This is a genomic window from Bacillus sp. FSL W8-1202 (assembly GCF_038006165.1).
Classification (GTDB): domain Bacteria; phylum Bacillota; class Bacilli; order Bacillales; family Bacillaceae; genus Bacillus; species Bacillus subtilis.
In genome coordinates this window covers 310,684-326,735 of record NZ_JBBOUR010000001.1, presented here as the reverse complement: position 1 = coordinate 326,735, position 16,052 = coordinate 310,684, and the positions used below count along the sequence as shown (strand labels likewise).

The window sequence follows — 16,052 nt, the reverse complement described above, 5'->3', positions numbered from 1 at the left end:
GGTCTATCGCCTCACATTTCTATCAAGAGTCAGTATCAGCAGACCGTTTTTTGGCTTCGTCTGAAATAAACGAAAAATAATGATCCAGCATGAGCAAATCTTCTTTATTGAGATATTGCCACTTTTCGTTCTCAAGAAGCGCAAGGTTTTTCAGATCATAGGCCTCCGCTTTTTCAAGCAGCTTGCACTTCGTTTCATAAGGGGCCCTGGCTTCATGCACTTCTTCGATGTAACCAGCCTTGTACATAAGTCCCTCATAAGGAATTTTTAAGGCCTCTGCCAGTTTTTTGATGGTGGCAGGTTTGGGAACGCCCCGTTTTCCGTTTTCGATTCTGGAGATGCCGGCCGCGCTTACGCCTGAATAAGTCGCCAGCTGGTTGACTGTTAACTTTCTCTCTTCACGCAATGCCCGTAATTGTTCGCCAAAGCTTTCCATATATCTCACCCCGTCCCTCACTGTTACTCATATTTTAGTATGTTTATTGACTAAAGGGAATAGGTAGACTGGAAATGTATTGACAAAAGTTAACATAAGCCGTAATGTAAAAGTATAGAAAAAAGTTTTTCAGGAATGGAAGGTGAGGAAAGTGCCAGTAGAAAAGATACAGATTAGACGTGATTATGTCTTGCAGTATATGGTTAATAACGATTATTCCCTTAATCAGCTTGCGCTGGAAATCGGAGTCTCACCCGCCACACTGAGCCGCGTGCTGAATGGAGAAAGACGGCCGGGGCAGCTTGTGATCGGTAAAATGCTTCACTATTTTAATTTGAAATTTGAGGATCTTTTTTACTATGATTTTATTGACAAAAGTCAATAAAGTAACAAAAAACGCTAGGAAGCCAAGCGTTTTCTATTCCTATGAATGATGTGTCAGCACAAACCCTGTCACCAGCTCATTGCATGTTTTCCATTGTTTTGTCGGCAATTGATGTCCCTGATATTCCAATCTGAAAAATTCGGCATGTCTGCACGCTCTTCGGTAATAGCCTGCGTTTGTAAAGGTCCAGTCCCGCAGGCCGCCATACATAAACAGCATTGGCATTTCTAGGCGGGGCAGCTGTTCAATGCAGTTGTAGCCAAGCGAATCCAGATAATACTGATGCCAATGGGCCTGGTCTGCTTTTTTCATATGGTCTGTTAATATGCTGCGAAGCTGTCTGTCTTTTGTGTGGCTGCCAGCGAGGATTTTCATGAGCAAACCGGGGTTTTTTTCAAGCAGATACATTCCCAGTTTGTGCAGCTTCTGGCCGATTACGTTATGAACAGCGGGGTAGGCGCCGGACAGAATAAGGTGTGACACTTTGTCCGGGCGGGTGAAGCCGATATGCTGCGCGATTAAGCCTCCGGCAGAATACCCGAATAACACAGCTTTATCAATGTGCAAAGCGTCCATGAATTGCGCGATCTCGTTTGCGTAATGGGAAATAGACGCTGGCTGATCGATGTGATCACTATCACCGTGGCCGCTTAAATCGGGAAAAATCACCCTGAAATGCTTGGATAGAAGGCGCTGATAATAAAAAACCTTGCGTCCCATGCCCGGCGGGTGGATAAAAATGATAGGGATTCCCTGTCCATATTCTTCATAAAAAAGATGTTTCCTGCTGTCTATGCTGATACGCGGCATCGCTTTTCTCCTTTGACCTTTTCATATGAATAGGGTAACCAAGATAAAACGTCTTATCCGGCCTTTTGGCGTCTGATACAGCGTGACATGCCAACCCTTTTCATGTAAAATAGAAGTAATGTAGCCAGTGAGTCTGGAGGTGTATGGGATGCACGCAGTTTTGATTACCTTATTGGTTATCGTCAGCATTGCACTTATTATTGTCGTTTTGCTTCAATCCAGTAAAAGCGCCGGATTATCTGGTGCGATTTCAGGCGGAGCGGAGCAGCTCTTCGGGAAACAAAAAGCAAGAGGTCTTGATTTAATTTTGCACCGCATTACGGTAGTGCTGGCAGTCTTGTTTTTCGTGTTAACGATTGCGCTTGCTTATATCCTATAGGGCAATGTTTGTATAAGGTCTGATGTGAAGTCAGGCCTTTTTCACGTTTCTGGATGATATTCAAAACGTTTTTTTCTGATTAAACTGTGGAAAACTAAAATGATCGTGCAGATAGAAAGGGAGACATGAGCATGAAAGTTGTGACACCAAAACCATTTACATTTAAAGGCGGAGACAAAGCGGTGCTTTTGCTGCATGGCTTTACAGGAAATACAGCGGATGTAAGGATGCTGGGACGATATTTGAATGAACGCGGCTATACGTGCCACGCGCCTCAATATGAAGGACATGGCGTCCCGCCTGAAGAACTTGTACATACGGGGCCCGAAGACTGGTGGAAAAACGTAATGGATGGCTATGAATACTTAAAATCTGAAGGCTATGAGAGCATTGCTGCCTGCGGACTGTCGCTTGGCGGGGTTTTTTCGCTGAAATTGGGTTACACTGTACCCATAAAGGGAATTGTCCCAATGTGCGCACCGATGCATATTAAGAGTGAAGATGTCATGTATCAAGGCGTTCTTTCATACGCTCGCAATTACAAAAAGTTTGAGGGGAAAAGCCCGGAGCAAATTGAAGAGGAAATGAAAGAATTCGAAAAAACGCCGATGAATACCCTTAAGGCGCTGCAAGACTTAATTGCTGATGTGCGGAATAATGTCGATATGATTTATTCACCGACATTTGTGGTGCAGGCCCGTCATGACCACATGATTAATACCGAAAGCGCCAATATTATTTACAACGAAGTGGAAACTGATGATAAACAGCTGAAATGGTACGAGGAATCAGGGCATGTCATTACACTCGACAAAGAACGTGACCTCGTCCATCAGGATGTGCATGAATTTTTAGAGAAGCTCGATTGGTAATCAACAGGAGGTCGGATAATGGAAAAAGAAGCATTTATGGAAAAGCTTCTCTCGTTTATGAAGGAAGAGGCGTACAAACCTCTGACCGTTCAGGAACTTGAGGAGATGTTAAATATTACGGAAGCCGAGGAGTTTAAAGAGCTCGTCAAAGCGTTAGTCGCCTTGGAAGAAAAAGGGCTTATCGTACGGACGAGAAGCGACCGCTACGGCATTCCGGAGAAGATGAATTTAATAAAAGGAAAGATTTCAGCGCATGCGAAAGGATTCGCCTTTTTGCTGCCTGAGGATACGTCGTTAAGTGATGTGTTTATTCCGCCTAATGAGCTGAATACGGCAATGAACGGTGATATCGTCATGGTTCGTCTGAACTCACAGTCAAGCGGCTCCAGGCAGGAAGGAACCGTCATACGGATTTTAGAAAGAGCGATTCAGCGGGTTGTCGGCACGTATACAGAAACGAGAAACTTCGGCTTTGTCATTCCGGACGACAAAAAAATCACGAGTGACATCTTCATTCCGAAAAATGGGAAAAATGGAGCTGCGGAAGGGCATAAGGTTGTTGTCAAGCTGACGAGCTATCCTGAAGGCCGCATGAACGCAGAGGGTGAGGTTGAAACCATTCTCGGCCACAAAAACGACCCGGGCATTGATATTTTATCGGTCATTCATAAGCACGGCCTGCCGGGAGAATTTCCAGCTGACGCGATGGAACAGGCATCAAGTACGCCTGACACGATTGATGAAAAAGATCTGAAAGACCGCCGTGATCTCCGTGACCAGGTGATTGTCACCATTGATGGTGCGGATGCGAAGGATTTGGATGATGCAGTTACCGTGACGAAGCTTGATGATGGAAGCTACAAGCTTGGCGTTCACATAGCTGATGTCAGTCATTACGTAACCGAAAACTCGCCGATTGACAAAGAAGCGCTTGAAAGAGGAACAAGTGTGTATCTGGTTGACCGTGTCATCCCGATGATTCCGCACAGATTGTCAAACGGCATCTGCTCCTTAAATCCAAAGGTTGACCGCCTGACGCTTTCTTGTGAAATGACCATTAACAGTCAGGGACAGGTGACAGAGCACGAGATCTTCCAAAGTGTCATCAAAACAACGGAAAGAATGACATATTCAGATGTGAATAAAATTCTTGTTGACGATGATGAAGAGCTGAAGCAAAAATACGAGCCTCTTGTTCCGATGTTCAAAGACATGGAGCGCCTGGCTCAAATTCTTCGCGATAAGCGGATGGACCGCGGCGCCGTTGACTTTGATTTCAAAGAGGCAAAGGTGCTTGTTGATGACGAAGGAGCGGTTAAAGACGTTGTGATCAGAGAACGCTCTGTCGCCGAGAAGCTGATTGAAGAATTTATGCTTGTAGCAAACGAAACAGTGGCAGAGCATTTCCATTGGATGAACGTCCCGTTTATATACCGGATTCACGAAGAGCCGAATGCTGAAAAGCTGCAAAAGTTTTTAGAATTTGTGACGACATTTGGCTATGTGGTGAAAGGAACGGCGGGGAATATTCATCCGCGCGAGCTGCAAAGCATTCTGGACGCTGTGCGTGACAGACCAGAGGAAACGGTTATATCTACTGTTATGCTCCGTTCGATGAAACAGGCGAAATACGACCCGCAAAGCTTGGGGCACTTCGGTCTGTCAACGGAATTCTATACGCATTTCACATCGCCGATCCGCCGTTATCCGGACTTAACCGTTCACCGCCTGATCCGAACGTATTTGATCAACGGCAAAGTCGATGAAGCGACACAGGAAAAGTGGGCTGAACGCCTGCCGGATATCGCCGAACATACATCATCTATGGAGCGCCGTGCAGTTGACGCCGAGCGTGAGACAGATGACCTGAAAAAAGCGGAATACATGCTTGATAAAATCGGTGAAGAGTTTGACGGCATGATCAGCTCTGTGACAAACTTCGGAATGTTCGTCGAGCTGCCGAATACAATCGAAGGACTCGTCCACGTCAGCTTTATGACAGATGACTACTACCGCTTTGACGAACAGCATTTTGCAATGATCGGCGAGCGGACAGGCAACGTCTTCCGCATCGGGGATGAAATCACAGTCAAGGTTGTTGATGTCAATAAAGATGAGCGCAATATCGACTTTGAAATCGTCGGCATGAAGGGTACTCCGCGGCGCCCGAGAGAATTGGACAGCAGCCGGAGCAGAAAACGCGGAAAGCCTGCCAGAAAACGTGTTCAAAGCACCAATACGCCTGTTTCTCCAGCTCCGTCTGAGGAAAAAGGGGAGTGGTTCACTAAGCCGAAGAAGAAAAAGAAAAAACGCGGCTTCCAGAATGCTCCGAAACAGAAACGGAAAAAGAAGAAATAGCAGCTCAACCAAGAAATAGGGCCGCAGCGCTCTATTTGCTTTCTTTCGGAAACAGCTTTTCATTGTAGCGGTACGTGACATTTGGTAAAATAGAGCGTATCGCAAAAGGTGGACAGTTTTTCCTTAGAGAGAGGAGGTTCTGGCATGCCAAAAGGGTCAGGAAAAGTATTATCTCAAAATAAGAAAGCCAATCACGATTATTTTATAGAAGAAACCTATGAAACAGGCATCGTTCTGCAAGGAACCGAAATCAAATCGATTCGCGCCGGCCGCGTAAACCTTAAAGATTCCTTCGCCAAAATCGAACGGGGAGAAGTGTTTCTCCACAATATGCACGTCAGCCCATATGAGCAGGGAAACCGCTATAACCACGATCCGCTTCGGACAAGAAAGCTGTTAATGCACCGCAAGGAGATTAATAAGCTGATCGGGTTAACAAAGGAAAAAGGCTATTCTCTCGTTCCGCTGAAGCTGTATTTAAAAAACGGCTTTGCCAAAGTGCTTCTCGGCCTTGGAAAAGGGAAGAAGAACTATGACAAACGGGAAGATCTGAAGCGCAAGGACGCGAAGCGGGAAATCGAAAGAGCGTTCAGAGACAGTCAAAAAGGCTTCTAAAGGCATAGTGCTTGATTCGAAAATCAGGCCTGTGCTATACTGTGTTCACGATCAGATCACGACGCCATTCATTTGAAGGATTTGACAATTGAAAAGAGCCGTGATCATGTTATAATAAGACTATAGCCAGTTTGAGTGAGAGCTTGATATTTTCTCCCGTATTTCCCTTATACCAAGGGGACGTTACGGATTCGACAGGGATGGATCGAGCTTGAGCTGCGAGCCGAGAGGCGATCTCGTAAACACGCACTTAAATATAACTGGCAAAACTAACAGTTTTAACCAAAACGTAGCATTAGCTGCCTAATAAGCGCAGCGAGCTCTTCCTGACATTGCCTATGTGTCTGTGAAGAGCACATCCAAGTAGGCTACGCTTGCGTTCCTGTCTGAGAACGTAAGAAGAGATGAACAGACTAGCTCTCGGAAGGCCCGCCCGCAGGCAAGAAGATGAGTGAAACCATAAATATGCAGGCTACGCTCGTAGACGCTTAAGTAATCGATGTTTCTGGACGTGGGTTCGACTCCCACCGTCTCCATACATACTGACAATAAAGCAGAACCTCTTAAGAGGTTCTGCTTTATTTTTTCTCCAAACCACAGGCACCAAAAAGTGCGTACTTCCATTTCAATCCCAGCTGTTTCATACTGATTGCAGAGCAGATGTTTCACCAATCAGATTTCTGTCAATAAATAAGAGGAATCAAAAACGGAGGGATGAATAATGAAGCTGAATTTACAAGGAAAAACCGCACTGGTGACCGGTTCGACATCAGGGATCGGAAAAGCTATTGCCTCTTCGTTAGCTGAAGAAGGTGCGGCAGTGATCATTAACGGACGCCGGGAAGAGAAAGTGAATTCAAACGATAGATGAACTGAAAACACAACATGCTGAAGCGGTTCTTTATCCGGCTGCATTTGATTTGGGAACAGAAGAAGGCTGCAATGAGCTGTTTCAGGCATATCCAGAGGTTGATATTTTGGTCAACAATTTAGGGATTTTTGAACCGGCGGAGTACTTTGATATTCCCGACGATGAATGGTTTCGTTTTTTTGAAGTGAATATTATGAGCGGTGTAAGGCTGACACGCAGGTATTTGCATAACATGATAGAGAAAAAAGAAGGGCGTGTGATTTTCATTGCCAGTGAAGCGGCGATTATGCCGTCACAGGAAATGGCGCATTACAGTGCGACAAAAACGATGCAGCTGTCCATTTCCCGCAGTTTGGCGGAGCTGGCAACCGGCACGAATGTCACAGTCAACACCGTCATGCCGGGCTCTACCTTAACAGAGGGTGTGGAAACCATGCTGAACTCGCTATATCCTGGTGAAAACCTGACTGTTCAAGAAGCTGAGGCACGTTTTATGAAAGAAAACCGGCCGACATCTATTATTCAAAGACTGATCCGTCCGGAAGAAATCGCCCACTTCGTTACATTTTTAAGCAGCCCGCTTTCCTCTGCGATCAATGGCGCGGCACTTCGGGCGGACGGCGGTTTGGTCCGCAGTGTCTTTTAAACCTCTCCCAATAGGAGAGGTTTTTTTATATATTGTTGATTTCCATAAATTTCTCTCGTGTAATATTGGTACCAAAATAGTTTTATCGGTACCGAAAGCGGGGGATTAATGTGGAAAAAAGAATTATGGCGGAAACCATCCGGCTGATTAAGCAAAAAGGATTTTCATTTACGATGAATGATTTGGCGGCAGCGCTGGGAACGAGCAAGCGGACGCTCTATGCATATTATTCATCTAAAGATCAGCTTGTTGAGGCGGTTGTCGAACAATTTATAGCTGAAATGAAGCAAATAGAAAGAGACATCTATGAAAATGAAAGTTTAAATGTGCTTGAAAAGGTGAAAAAAATGCTGATCAGCCTTCCGCAGGGGATGGAACTGCTGAACATGGGATTATTAAATGAACTAAAGAAATACCATTACGATGCGTGGCTTACATTAGACACGTTTATTAAGGCAGAATGGGCCATTGTCCTAGAATTATTAGACGAGTGCAAACAGCAAAAGAGAATCAGAAACATCAATCCGGACCTGTTTGTTCACATGTATATAGGGAGCATCAATCAAGTGTATGACCCTGAATATCCGCTGAAACATCAGTTCACGACAGGAGAGTTGCTTGAATCAATTGTAGATGTTTTGTTTAACGGTATAACAGCTGATGAGGAGGCTGATGCGACATGAATTGGGTGTTTCTATGCTCGGCGATTTTGTTTGAGGTTGCGGGAACGGTCAGCATGAAGCTATCGTCCGGTTTTACAAAGCTTATTCCCAGTTTGCTGTTGATTTTCTTTTATGGAGGGAGTCTTTTCTTTCTGACGCTTACGCTTAAATCCATTGATGTATCTGTTGCTTATGCTGTATGGTCAGGGATGGGAATTGTCCTGATTACAGTCGTTGGTTTTTTGTTTTTTCAAGAACATGTGAGTGTCATGAAAGTCATTTCAATTGGATTGATTATTGCCGGTGTTGTGTCTTTAAACCTGATCGAGCATGCTAGGGTGTCTGAGCCGGTACATAAAAGCGGGCAGTACAAATGAGATATATGAAGCTGTTTTTTCTCGTGACTGATATCGGTTTTATCTTGTACTGGCTGTCAGCCGGATTTTCGCTCATACCGGAAAGCTGGGCTTTTAAACATCATGACCATCCGTTTATGATCGCATGGAACTGGTCTTTTTTTCCACTGGATATCCTGATTTCTGTCACAGGGTTGTACAGCTTGTACCTACAGCGGGTGAATCGAGCTGACTGGAAGCTGATGGCGCTGATTTCTCTTGTGCTGACCTGTTGTTCAGGTCTGCAGGCGCTATCATTCTGGACATTCAGCAGTGACTTTGATCTTGTGTGGTGGCTGTTTAATGGGTATCTATTGATTTATCCTTTATTTTTTATTCACCTGCTCTTGAAGGAAGGCAGAAGGACAAAACAGTCCTGACAGGTGCCGCTTTTATGATAATAAACTGATGTAATGAAGCAGAGCCGGTATAAGTCTCTGTTTTTTTATCGGGCGCACCAATTGAGAAGCTAACCGCGTTTTTGGGCATACTAAAGCGAAGAAACGGGAAAAGTTCTACACATTCATTGAAAAGGATTTTGTCAAATGAACAAAACTGCTGAGAACAATCAAAGAATCATGCCTATCGTGAAGGATGCCTTTCGCATTCATGCAAATCCATTTCCTTGGAAAAGGGCTATCGGATCAGGTTTCGCTTCAGGGTTTCCTGTGCTGGTCGGTGCATTGGCAGGTCACACGGATTACGGATTAATTGCAAGTATCGGAGGCTTTGTTTATTTATATGCGGGCGGTGAATCGTACAAAAAGCGCGCCTTGAAGCTGCTCTTGGTTTCTATTGGGATCGCCCTCTCATTTGGTTTAGGGACGCTTTTGTCCGGGATGCTTTGGATGATGGCGGCTGTTTTGGGGCTGATCGGTGCAGCGGCGATGTTTATTTTTAGCGCGCTCGGCATTCAAGGCCCTGCGCCGATGTTTTTTGTCCTTGCCTTTTTAGTCAGTTCCGGGCTGCCGGCCGATCCTTCACAAGCGCTGTTCAGAGCGGGACTGACGTTTCTCGGCGGCATTTTCGCCATGGGTATCGCTTTAATCGGCTGGTTATGGAACAAACATGGACCGGAGGGAGCGGTGCTGCAAAAAACATATCATCAGCTGGCTGCATGTCTTTCAGCCGTCGGAACGCCAGGTTTTCATAACGCACAGCATCAGACGGTGCTCATGCTTAGAACAGCCCGACAAACGGTTCTTGGGAAAGGGAACAGACGGAAAAAATCGCGGCATGATGAACGATTTTTTCGCCTCCTTGAGAAAGCTGACGACATATTTATTGCCATTATTCATTTTTCAGCTGAAACGCCGGACAGAGAGACCGAGCAGATTGAAAAGGCACTTCGCCAAACCGGAGATATGCTTGCGAATGCACGGGTTTTCAATACGTTTCAGATTAATGAAAATGAATCTGAGCCTAGGCGGAAGCTGTTTGAAGAAATCAATGAGGTTTTGTATATCGCTTCAGGACGTTTTGATAAGCAGCTTGACGGGGAACCAAGCCGCCTGCCATCCTCTTTTTACTTTTTGAGAAATGCCTTTGACTGGAAGTCTCCAGTTTTGATTAGAGCGTTAAAGTACGGAATTGTTCTGTTTGCCGCCGATATGTTTGCCCTCGCATTCGGCTTTGCACGTTCCTATTGGATTCCGCTTTCGGCAGCAGCGGTCATGCTTGGCACTACTGTTGTTTTTACGCTTCACAGGGCTATTCAGCGTTCGGCCGGAACGGTGATCGGTGTTATACTGGCAGGCGCAATCCTGTTTTTAAGCCGGGCGGTGTTTATATTGCGTTTTGTATTGCAGCGCTTCAATGTCTTCTTGAGATGCTGATCGTCCGCAATTATGCGCTGGCTGTTCCCTTTTTAACCGCAAATGCGCTTGTTATCACAGAAAGTATGCATGGCGGCGCGAGTGCCGGTTATTTTATGATAGCGAGGCTGACTGATGTAGCTGTCGGCAGCGTGATCGGGCTGTTGGGAACAATACTTTTGTGGCGGCGGTTTTCAACGAAGCGACTGCCTGAACTGATGAGGAACGTCATCCGGCTGGAAGGGCAGTTTATGGAGAAACTGTTAACCGGGCAGAATGCCGACGAACACAAGTTAAGGGTGAGTCTTGTCAGGCTTCGGGATGCGTATGACAAGGCCCTTGGAGAGTTTCCTCATGCGAATGCGGAGGCGCTCTGGCCTGCCATTTCCGGTGCTCAGCACTTAGGGTACTATTTGCTCTCGGCCCAAGCTCACCGCCGTCCGCCTGCTCCATTTTCTGATGAAGAGATCAACCAGCTGCGGGCGTTTTTTGAACAGGCTGAGCAATCCTTTATCATGAAAAGGATGCCTGCGGATATTCAAGTGCCGCATGTTCCTCATTATCCTCGAATCAGTAAAGAACTGTCCGCGCTGTATTCCGGCTTGAGAACAGCTTTTGAAAAGTAAGCTGTTTGGAAAGTTAAATAATCTTTAATTCGAGATGTTTTACTTGAAGTCTAAGAGAGACAGAATAATCATTATGCATCTGTATGATAATAATTGATGTGTGATTTTTAAAAACGAAAGGGCTGGTAAAAATGGCAAAAGTATTATATATCACTGCTCATCCGCATGACGAAGCAACTTCGTACAGTATGGCAACAGGTAAAGCATTTATCGAATCTTACAAAGAAGCGAATCCAAATGATGAAGTTGTACATATCGATTTGTACAAAGAAAACATCCCGCACATTGACGCAGATGTATTTAGCGGATGGGGAAAGCTTCAGTCAGGTACAGGCTTTGAAGAGCTTTCTGAAAGCGAAAAAGCGAAAGTAGGCTGTTTGGGAGAGCTTAGCGATCAATTTGCATCAGCTGATAAGTACGTATTTGTTACTCCTTTATGGAACTTCTCATTCCCGCCAGTGATGAAAGCGTATCTCGATTCTGTTGCTGTTGCAGGAAAATCATTCAAATACACAGAACAAGGCCCTATTGGCTTGTTGACTGATAAAAAAGCAATTCATATCCAAGCGCGCGGCGGCTACTATTCAGAAGGCCCTGCGGCTGAGATGGAAATGGGGCACCGCTACATCGGCATCATGATGAACTTCTTCGGGGTACCATCATTCGATGGCATTTTCGTAGAGGGACATAATGCGGAGCCTGATAAAGCACAGCAAATCAAAGAAGACGCGATTGCGCGTGCGAAAGAAGCAGGAAAAACATTCTAATGAAAAAGCCTCCCCTTATTTGGGGAGGCTTTTGTTTTATTGCTCCAGCATAATGGTTCGTTTCTCTTTACTGCTTTTCATCGCGGCTTCAATGATGCGGATGACATTAATACCTTCCTCAGCAGTGACTGGCAGCACAGCACCTTCCCGTATGCTTTCCGCTATTTTACGGTAATAAGTAAGGTAGGAGCCATTTACTGATGGAATCGTTTCTGTTTTTTTGTCGGAGCCACGAATGGTTGTAAGCTGTCCGTAAAACTCCGGATCATCCGCACCCCAGCTGTCATCCTCTGGTTTTCTTCCCGCTCTGAGTGCGTCTTCCTGTCCGTCAATTCCGTATTTGATAAAGCTGGAATCTTTTCCATGGATTTGATAACGAGGTCCGTTTGCCGGAACGATTGATCCTCCGTATAGAATGGCTTGAAGCTTGCCATAATCCAGGGTTAAATGAAAATAGTCAACCGTTTCGGCATTTTCCCGCTGGGCCATCACGTTTGCAGTCACGGCTTTAGGCATCCCAAACAAATGCAGGGTTTGGTCTATGATGTGGGAGCCGAGATCATACAGCGTACCAGTGGCAGTGCCTTCTTTTTCCCGCCACCGCGCTTGAACTTCAGGTCTGTAGCGGTTATAGGAAACTTGATATGTATTGATATCTTCAAGGTATCCCTCAGAGATCAGCTTTTTAATTGTTAAAAAATCGTTATCCCAGCGTCGGTTATGATATACGCTTAATAATACGCCTTTTTCATCGGCAGCCCTTTTTAATGTTTCCCCCTCTTCGGCCGTTGCTGTCATTGGTTTTTCCATCACAACATGTTTTCCGGCCTGTATGCATGCCATAGCATGCTCGTAATGAAGGCCGCTCGGGGTGGTGACAATGACAAGCTCAATGGCAGGGGCATTTGTGATTTCCTCAAGCTCATGTACAACCTCAGCATCTGGAAAATCCCGTTTCACTTCTTCTGTCCGTGATGTCATGATTTTGCTGATTTGATATTCATCCAGAACATCCAGCAGCGGCCCGTGAAAAACAGAACCGGACAATCCGTATCCTAATATTCCAACCTTGATCGCATCCACTTTTCTTCTCCCCTTTAAAAGCGTTATCAACAGAAGTATATACCCTCCTGATCAAATGGTAAAACCTAACTGATTCATTTTTTGGATCGGCATGCTTAGACAACCGTTTGGACAATCAGTATAATGGGAATTAATATCATTAAACAGAGGTGTACGCATGGAAAAGCATAACGAACATAAAACATTAAACCATAAAAGCTCGAAAGAAAAAGATCAGATTACAAACCGGCTTAAGCGGATTGAGGGTCAAGTCAGAGGCATTCAAAACATGGTGGAAAACGACAGATATTGTGTAGATATTCTTGTGCAAATTTCAGCTGTTCAGGCGGCAATGAAAAATGTGGCGCTTCATTTGCTTGAGGATCATGCCCATCATTGTGTAGCAGATGCCATCAAAAGCGGAGACGGGGAACAGGCCATTTCTGAGCTTTTGGACGTATTTAAAAAGTTCACAAAATCATAAAGCGTTTTTTATTGTAATACCCTACGGGGGTATGGTAGGATAAAAATACAAAGAATAAACAGGAGGAATTGATTATGGAACAAAAAACATTGCAAGTTGAAGGAATGTCTTGTCAGCACTGCGTCAAAGCAGTAGAAACAAGCGTAGGAGAACTGGACGGCGTCAGTGCCGTTCATGTCAATCTGGAAGCGGGTAAAGTCGATGTTTCGTTTGATGCTGACAAAGTATCAGTCAAAGATATTGCGGATGCGATAGAAGATCAGGGCTATGACGTAGCTGAGTGATTCAAGGTATCGCGCCTTTAGGGAGGCGCGATATTTCTTTCATTTTTATATACCCCCCAGGTGTATATAAAGGAGTGAGTATGTTGAGTGAACAAAAGGAAATCGCGATGCAGGTCTCTGGTATGACCTGTGCGGCATGTGCTGCCAGAATTGAAAAAGGCCTGAAGCGGATGCCCGGTGTCACGGATGCAAATGTTAATCTGGCAACGGAAACATCAAATGTAATCTACGATCCTGCTGAAACAGGGACTGCAGCGATTCAAGAAAAAATAGAAAAGCTGGGCTATCACGTCGTTACAGAAAAAGCTGAATTCGATATTGAAGGCATGACCTGTGCGGCTTGCGCCAATCGGATTGAAAAACGGCTTAACAAAATAGAAGGCGTCGCAAATGCTCCAGTAAACTTCGCTTTAGAAACAGTTACGGTCGAATACAATCCAAAAGAAGCGTCTGTCAGCGATTTGAAAGAAGCGGTAGATAAGCTTGGATATAAGCTAAAGTTGAAGGGTGAACAGGACAGTGAGGCTGCTGCTGCTAAAAAGAAAGAAGAACGGAAGCAAACGGCGAGACTGATTTTTTCAGCTGTCCTGTCATTTCCATTGCTTTGGGCGATGGTGAGCCATTTTACATTTACATCATTCATTTGGGTACCGGATATATTTCTCAATCCGTGGATGCAGTTTGCGCTGGCGACACCAGTCCAGTTTCTGATCGGCTGGCCGTTTTATGTGGGTGCTTATAAGGCGCTCAGAAATAAAAGCGCCAATATGGATGTATTGGTCGCCCTCGGTACGACGGCTGCTTACGCTTATAGTCTTTATCTTACTTTTCAAAGCCTTGGCTCTCACGGGCATACAGACGGCCTTTACTATGAAACAAGCGCGATTTTGCTGACGCTGATTTTATTAGGCAAGTTGTTTGAAACAAAAGCAAAAGGCCGTTCCTCGGATGCGATTAAAAAGCTGATGAAGCTTCAAGCGAAAACAGCGACTGTTGTAAGAGACGGACAGGAGCAAATCATCCCGATCGACGAAGTGCTTGTTAATGACATTGTTTACGTCAAACCTGGCGAACGAATTCCTGTCGACGGAGAAGTGGTTGAAGGCCGTTCAGCGGTTGACGAATCGATGATTACAGGAGAAAGTCTTCCTGTTGACAAAAATCCTGGTGACAGCGTGACAGGTTCAACCGTTAACGCAAACGGCTTTCTGAAAATTAAAGCTGTCAACGTCGGAAAGGATACTGCGCTTTCTCATATCATCAAAATTGTTGAGGAAGCACAAGGGTCAAAAGCGCCGATCCAGCGTCTCGCTGACCAGATTTCAGGTATTTTTGTTCCCATTGTATTGGGGATTGCCGTTCTCACTTTTCTCATTTGGTATCTTTGGGCGGCTCCTGGCGATTTTGCCGAAGCGATCAGCAAGTTCATTGCGGTTCTTGTCATTGCCTGTCCTTGCGCCCTCGGTCTTGCCACTCCGACGAGCATAATGGCTGGATCCGGACGCGCTGCTGAATTCGGGATTTTATTTAAAGGCGGCGAGCATTTAGAAAAAACACATCGTCTCGATACAATTGTTCTTGATAAAACCGGAACCGTGACAAACGGGAAGCCGCGTCTGACGGATGCCATTCCATTCGGCCGTTTTGAAGAAAAAGATTTGCTTCAATTTGCAGCGGCAGCCGAAACGGGATCAGAGCATCCGCTTGGCGAAGCGATTATTGCTGGCGTGAAAGATAAAGGGCTTGAGATACCGAAACTTACCCGCTTTGAAGCAAAAGTCGGCGCAGGCATTTTGGCTGAAGCCGGAGGAAAAAGCATTCTCGTCGGCACTAGAAAATTAATGGAGAGCGAACAGGTTGAGCATGGGGCTCTTCTCGCCAAAATGGAAGAGCTAGAGGCAGAAGGAAAAACAGTTATGCTTGTATCCATTGATGGAGAAGCAGCTGGGCTAGTAGCGGTTGCAGATACGATTAAGGACACGTCGCGGAAGGCTGTTGCCCGTCTGAAAGAGTTGGGCCTTGATGTCATCATGATGACAGGAGACAATCGCAGAACCGCAGAAGCCATCGCGAAGGAAGCGGGAATTACGAATATCATTGCGGAAGTTCTTCCTGAACAAAAGGCGGCGGAAATCGCCCGCTTGCAAAAAGAAGGCCGCCAGACGGCAATGGTGGGCGACGGAATTAACGATGCGCCGGCGCTTGCCACAGCTGACATCGGCATGGCGATTGGAACTGGCACGGACATTGCCATGGAAACAGCAGACATTACACTTATTCGCGGCGATCTGAACAGCATTGCCGACGCAATCCGCATGAGCAGATTGACAATGAAAAACATTAAACAAAACTTATTCTGGGCGCTTGGCTATAACAGCCTCGGCATCCCAATCGCAGCACTTGGATTTTTAGCACCGTGGATAGCAGGAGCAGCAATGGCATTCAGCTCCGTTTCCGTTGTTCTGAATGCTCTTCGTCTGCAAAAAGTAAAATGAAAAACCGGCTATATGCCGGTTTTTGTTTTTCATTGAAACTTTCTTGGAAAACAACATATAATAGGTGTAACTATTATATGAGTATATGCTC

Annotated in this window: 15 protein-coding genes, 1 other RNA gene and 2 pseudogenes; 15 read left to right on the top strand and 3 right to left on the bottom strand. The window is 45.4% G+C overall.

Annotated features, from left to right (window positions below):
* Positions 1-22: 22 nt before the first annotated feature.
* Positions 23-436 carry a transcriptional repressor RghR gene (gene rghR, locus NSQ09_RS01705; protein WP_095843942.1) on the bottom strand — a complete coding sequence of 138 codons (414 nt, stop codon included), beginning with the start codon at positions 434-436 and terminating at the stop codon, positions 23-25.
* A 151-nt stretch (positions 437-587) separates the two neighbouring features.
* Here rghR and NSQ09_RS01700 point away from each other — a divergent pair, with 151 nt between their 5' ends.
* Positions 588-821 (top strand): helix-turn-helix domain-containing protein, encoded by a 234-nt coding sequence (locus tag NSQ09_RS01700; RefSeq protein WP_003220031.1) that lies wholly within the window; start codon positions 588-590, stop codon positions 819-821.
* A 39-nt stretch (positions 822-860) separates the two neighbouring features.
* On the opposite strand, the gene NSQ09_RS01695 is transcribed toward NSQ09_RS01700, so the two are convergent.
* Positions 861-1,631: an alpha/beta fold hydrolase gene (locus NSQ09_RS01695; protein ID WP_041333151.1), complete on the bottom strand. Its 771-nt coding sequence runs from the start codon at positions 1,629-1,631 to the stop codon at positions 861-863.
* A gap of 148 nt (positions 1,632-1,779) precedes the next feature.
* Between NSQ09_RS01695 and secG the strand changes: the two genes are divergently transcribed.
* The 11 genes and pseudogenes from secG to azoRB all read left to right on the top strand — a co-directional run bounded on the left by secG (position 1,780) and on the right by azoRB (position 11,636).
* Positions 1,780-2,010 (top strand): preprotein translocase subunit SecG, encoded by a 231-nt coding sequence (gene secG / locus NSQ09_RS01690; RefSeq protein WP_003220028.1) that lies wholly within the window; start codon positions 1,780-1,782, stop codon positions 2,008-2,010.
* A gap of 131 nt (positions 2,011-2,141) precedes the next feature.
* Positions 2,142-2,882 carry an alpha/beta hydrolase gene (locus NSQ09_RS01685; protein ID WP_129137948.1) on the top strand — a complete coding sequence of 247 codons (741 nt, stop codon included), beginning with the start codon at positions 2,142-2,144 and terminating at the stop codon, positions 2,880-2,882.
* A gap of 18 nt (positions 2,883-2,900) precedes the next feature.
* Entirely contained in the window at positions 2,901-5,240 is a 2,340-nt protein-coding gene (rnr, locus tag NSQ09_RS01680; protein ID WP_069837784.1) for a ribonuclease R, read from the top strand.
* 144 nt (positions 5,241-5,384) lie between these two features.
* Positions 5,385-5,855 (top strand): SsrA-binding protein, encoded by a 471-nt coding sequence (gene smpB, locus NSQ09_RS01675; RefSeq protein ID WP_003220025.1) that lies wholly within the window; start codon positions 5,385-5,387, stop codon positions 5,853-5,855.
* 176 nt (positions 5,856-6,031) lie between these two features.
* Positions 6,032-6,394, top strand: a transfer-messenger RNA (tmRNA) gene (ssrA, locus tag NSQ09_RS01670).
* 182 nt (positions 6,395-6,576) lie between these two features.
* Positions 6,577-7,372: pseudogene (locus NSQ09_RS01665) on the top strand (SDR family NAD(P)-dependent oxidoreductase).
* 110 nt (positions 7,373-7,482) lie between these two features.
* The gene (locus NSQ09_RS01660; RefSeq protein WP_129137912.1) at positions 7,483-8,055 is read left to right on the top strand and encodes a TetR/AcrR family transcriptional regulator; all 573 of its coding nucleotides are present in this window, start codon (positions 7,483-7,485) and stop codon (positions 8,053-8,055) included.
* Positions 8,052-8,411 (top strand): DMT family transporter, encoded by a 360-nt coding sequence (locus NSQ09_RS01655; RefSeq protein ID WP_129137911.1) that lies wholly within the window; start codon positions 8,052-8,054, stop codon positions 8,409-8,411. The genes NSQ09_RS01660 and NSQ09_RS01655 overlap by 4 nt, the downstream gene beginning before the upstream one ends.
* A complete protein-coding gene (locus NSQ09_RS01650; RefSeq protein WP_003242541.1) occupies positions 8,408-8,809 on the top strand; it encodes a YvaD family protein in 402 nt (133 codons plus the stop codon). The genes NSQ09_RS01655 and NSQ09_RS01650 overlap by 4 nt, the downstream gene beginning before the upstream one ends.
* A 165-nt stretch (positions 8,810-8,974) precedes the next feature.
* Positions 8,975-10,869: pseudogene (locus NSQ09_RS01645) on the top strand (FUSC family protein).
* A gap of 131 nt (positions 10,870-11,000) precedes the next feature.
* Entirely contained in the window at positions 11,001-11,636 is a 636-nt protein-coding gene (gene azoRB / locus NSQ09_RS01640) for an FMN-dependent NADH-azoreductase AzoRB (RefSeq protein ID WP_129137910.1), read from the top strand.
* Between the two features lie 36 nt (positions 11,637-11,672).
* Here the strand turns inward: azoRB and iolW are convergent, their stop codons facing one another.
* Complete coding sequence (gene iolW / locus NSQ09_RS01635) at positions 11,673-12,749, bottom strand: scyllo-inositol 2-dehydrogenase (RefSeq protein ID WP_129137909.1); 1,077 nt, start codon at positions 12,747-12,749, stop codon at positions 11,673-11,675.
* A 127-nt stretch (positions 12,750-12,876) separates the two neighbouring features.
* Between iolW and csoR the strand changes: the two genes are divergently transcribed.
* The 3 genes from csoR (at position 12,877) to copA (ending at position 15,961) form a co-directional block, all read left to right on the top strand.
* Entirely contained in the window at positions 12,877-13,182 is a 306-nt protein-coding gene (gene csoR, locus NSQ09_RS01630) for a copper-sensing transcriptional repressor CsoR (RefSeq protein WP_003228404.1), read from the top strand.
* A 74-nt stretch (positions 13,183-13,256) separates the two neighbouring features.
* The gene (gene copZ, locus NSQ09_RS01625; protein WP_003228406.1) at positions 13,257-13,466 is read left to right on the top strand and encodes a copper chaperone CopZ; all 210 of its coding nucleotides are present in this window, start codon (positions 13,257-13,259) and stop codon (positions 13,464-13,466) included.
* A gap of 83 nt (positions 13,467-13,549) precedes the next feature.
* Positions 13,550-15,961: a copper-exporting P-type ATPase CopA gene (copA, locus tag NSQ09_RS01620; protein ID WP_041333133.1), complete on the top strand. Its 2,412-nt coding sequence runs from the start codon at positions 13,550-13,552 to the stop codon at positions 15,959-15,961.
* Positions 15,962-16,052: the final 91 nt, after the last annotated feature.

Bases quoted from the DNA above. Each gene is read 5' to 3' on its own strand.
- csoR (WP_003228404.1), top strand. From the start codon at position 12,877: ATGGAAAAGCATAACGAACATAAAACATTAAACCATAAAAGCTCGAAA.
- copZ (WP_003228406.1), top strand. From the start codon at position 13,257: ATGGAACAAAAAACATTGCAAGTTGAAGGAATGTCTTGTCAGCACTGC.
- rghR (WP_095843942.1), bottom strand. From the start codon at position 436: ATGGAAAGCTTTGGCGAACAATTACGGGCATTGCGTGAAGAGAGAAAG.
- smpB (WP_003220025.1), top strand. From the start codon at position 5,385: ATGCCAAAAGGGTCAGGAAAAGTATTATCTCAAAATAAGAAAGCCAAT.
- NSQ09_RS01655 (WP_129137911.1), top strand. From the start codon at position 8,052: ATGAATTGGGTGTTTCTATGCTCGGCGATTTTGTTTGAGGTTGCGGGA.
- NSQ09_RS01695 (WP_041333151.1), bottom strand. From the start codon at position 1,631: ATGCCGCGTATCAGCATAGACAGCAGGAAACATCTTTTTTATGAAGAA.
- secG (WP_003220028.1), top strand. From the start codon at position 1,780: ATGCACGCAGTTTTGATTACCTTATTGGTTATCGTCAGCATTGCACTT.
- NSQ09_RS01650 (WP_003242541.1), top strand. From the start codon at position 8,408: ATGAGATATATGAAGCTGTTTTTTCTCGTGACTGATATCGGTTTTATC.
- rnr (WP_069837784.1), top strand. From the start codon at position 2,901: ATGGAAAAAGAAGCATTTATGGAAAAGCTTCTCTCGTTTATGAAGGAA.
- azoRB (WP_129137910.1), top strand. From the start codon at position 11,001: ATGGCAAAAGTATTATATATCACTGCTCATCCGCATGACGAAGCAACT.
- NSQ09_RS01685 (WP_129137948.1), top strand. From the start codon at position 2,142: ATGAAAGTTGTGACACCAAAACCATTTACATTTAAAGGCGGAGACAAA.